Below are 3,024 nucleotides of genomic sequence, written 5' to 3' on the forward strand. Positions count from 1 at the left end.
CGGCCCCCCGGCACACCCTCCCCCCCACCCCTCCCGCCAGCCCCCCAGCCCCCTCCAACCGGACCTCCAGCCGACCCTCCCGCACTCCCCCGGCACCCTGCGGCAGTCCCGCAGCGGGCCCCTTGGCCCGCCCCCCCGGGGGGGGCGGGGTCAGCCCTGCCGACCCAGCCGCGCCCCCGACCGACCCATCACCCGAGCCCCGGCCGGCTACCAGCCCTCCTCCGGCGGCCCCGCAGCAAAGTTCGGGCCCACGCAGCACACCCCCCGGGGGCAGGGCCAGCCCTGCCGACCCATCACCCGAGCCCCGGCCGGCTACCAGCCCTCCGGCCGACCCTCCCGCACTCCCCCGGCACCCTGCAGCGGTCCCGCAGCAGGACCCGGACCCGCACACATACACCCCCCCGGGGGGCGGGGTCAGCCCTACCGGCTCAGCTGCGCCGGCAGGGCCGGCCCCGCCCCGGCAGGGGCCTGACGCAGCGCCAACTCGGGGGCGGAGGCCAGGATCGAACGCTGCAGGCGCCGCAGCGCGGCGGACGGCTCCATACCCAGCTCCCGCTCCAGCGCACCGCGCAGCCGCCGGTAGACCTCCAGGGCCTCGCCCCGGCGGCCGGAGCGGTGCAGGGCGAGCATGAACTGGCCGTGCAGGGTCTCGTGGGTACGGTGCCGCAGGACGAGGACCGTGAGCTCGGCCAGCAGCTCACGGTGCCGGCCCAGCCTGAGATCGGCCTCGATCCGCCGGTCGAGCGCACACAACCGGATCTCCTCCAGCCGCCGGCGGTGCATCTCCAACTGGGGACCGGTCTGCACATCGCCGAGAGCGGCACCGGTCCACAGGGCGAGCGCACCGCGCAACTCCCGGGCGGCCCCCGGATGGTCCCCCGCCTCCATCGCCCGGTACCCCCGGGCCGTACGGTGCTCGAACTCGCGCACATCACTGCGCCCGCCCGCCGTATTGAGCAGGTAACCGCCCGGCGCGGTCGTCAGCACATCCTTGGCGGTACGGGGATCCCCCTGCGGCAGCGCCGCCTCGATCAGCTCCCGCAACTGCAGGACATAGGTCTGCAGCGTGGTACGGGCACTACGGGGCGGCGTCCTGCCCCACAACTCCTCGGACAAGGACGCCACCGGCACCACCCGATTGGCCTGCAGCGCCAGCAGCGCCAGAACCTGACGGGCCTTGGGCGCGGTGGGCACAACCGGCGTCCCGTGCTCCCGGACGTCCAATGCCCCCAGAACAGCGATGTCCACGTCGTCTCCTGTACGTACGTCAGTGGCAGCACGTCAGGTTCCGTGCGCTTCGTTCGCACCCTCCCCCCTGACAGGACATCAGTAGAAAACGGGACGAGCGGTTTGTCAATGAGGAAGGACCCGTTCCACTTGCCCTCCCCGGAACAGACCGGACACTGACAGGGCACAGACAGGGAGCGGACAGGGAAAACACCAGGCCAGCAGCCCTCCGACGCCCCCGAACACCCCGCCGGACACCCCACCACCCCGGACCCGACCCGGACCCGGCCAGCCCCGGCCGCCCCCTCGCGGGCCGCGAACCACCGCGGCCAAAACCGCCCCTCCCGGACCCGCCGCCGGTTTCCCACCCCCTACAGGGGACAGGAAGGGGCCCGGGAAGGGGGCTGGCGGACGGGAGCCCTGTCTGTCGGCGCATCTCACGCCTTAGGATACGAACTGAGCGGTTTTTTTTAATCGACACCGACCTGCCCACCACAGGTCGAGGAGGCACAGTGGCAACACAAGACAGGGCCGCCCGCACCCGCAGGACCATCCTGCGGGCCGCGGCACAGGTCTTCGAGGAACGCGGCTACCAGGCATCGACGATCTCCGAGATCCTCGCCACCGCCGGAGTGACCAAAGGAGCGCTCTACTTCCACTTCCAGTCGAAGGAGGAACTGGCCCGCGGCGTACTCGCCGAACAGGACATGCGCCTCACCATCCCCCAACGCCCCTGCCGCACACAGGAACTCGCAGACATGTGCCTCACCCACGCCCACCTCCTGCAGACCGACCCCATGGTCCGCGCCGGCGTACGCCTCTCACTCGACCAACAAGCCACCGGAATCAACCGCGCCACCGCATTCCACCACTGGCAGCAAGCCTGCACCCACACCCTCCAACAAGCACAGGCCCAAGGCGAACTCCTCCCCCACATCAACCCCGCAGAAACCGCCACAGTCCTGGTCGGAGCATTCGCCGGCGTCCAACAAATGTCCCAGGCCACCACCGACTACCACGACCTCACCCACCAGATCACCGCCCTCCTCAAACACCTCCTCCCCAACATCGTCCACCCCTCCATCCTCACCGCCCTCGACCTCACCCCCCACCGCGGTGCCCACGTCTACACCGAACTCACCACACCACCAACAACAACCACAGCAGCAACAACAACAACAGTGACAGCAACAAGCGAGAACACGGACAAACCGACAACCGGGACCACGGGCGGAACCACAGGCGAGCCCGAGAACAACCCGCCCGCCACCACACGGTAACCCCCCGGCACACAACAGCCAGGAGCAGGACGGCCGGAACGCGGGCGAGCCTGGGAACAGCCCGCCCGCCACCACAGGGCGACCCCCAACACACAACGGCCAGGAGCAGCGGGGCGGCCCGTACGGACGGACGGCTGGCTTCGTTCACGTGAAGTGGCTCTGGTCCAACTTCTGTGGAGTGCCTACTTCCTGTAACGGTTGATCTCTCCGGAGCGTCACCCGAGATCGTCTGGAAACGGCCAGTGACGGCGACGTTGGGGCTGATGGTTTTGGGCTGTGCGCGAGGTACTGCTCCGGCTGGAAGAGCTGCTCTTCCTGTCGGCTCCGGAGATCAGGGTTGTGTCGGTGCAGGACGACGGCGATGTGATCCGGGTCGGTGTCAGATCCCGGACGGCCGAGGCTCGATGCCCGGGCTGCGGGAACTGGTCGCGGCGGGTCCACGGCTCCTACCTGCGGTTTCCCGCCGATCTTCCCGTGGCAGGGCGGCAGGTGGTGCTGCGGCTGCGGGTCCGGCGGT

3 protein-coding genes are annotated in these 3,024 nt (G+C 70.1%); 2 read left to right on the forward strand and 1 reads right to left on the reverse strand.

All coding sequences use genetic code 11. The features are described 5' to 3' along the window. Positions 1-420: 420 nt before the first annotated feature. Positions 421-1,248 (reverse strand): BTAD domain-containing putative transcriptional regulator, encoded by an 828-nt coding sequence (locus ACFUEL_RS37660; RefSeq protein ID WP_380242406.1) that lies wholly within the window; start codon positions 1,246-1,248, stop codon positions 421-423. Between the two features lie 491 nt (positions 1,249-1,739). On the opposite strand from ACFUEL_RS37660, the gene ACFUEL_RS37665 reads away from it, so the two are divergent. Continuing rightward, positions 1,740-2,507, forward strand: a complete 768-nt coding sequence (locus tag ACFUEL_RS37665; protein ID WP_380242408.1) for a ScbR family autoregulator-binding transcription factor — start codon at positions 1,740-1,742, stop codon at positions 2,505-2,507. A 276-nt stretch (positions 2,508-2,783) separates the two neighbouring features. Further along, a partial coding sequence (locus tag ACFUEL_RS37670; protein ID WP_380242410.1) for a transposase family protein occupies positions 2,784-3,024 on the forward strand: 241 nt, incomplete at its 3' end.

The sequence above is a fragment of the Kitasatospora sp. NPDC057198 genome, from assembly GCF_042670125.1.
In the GTDB taxonomy this organism is placed as follows: Bacteria; Actinomycetota; Actinomycetes; order Streptomycetales; family Streptomycetaceae; genus Kitasatospora.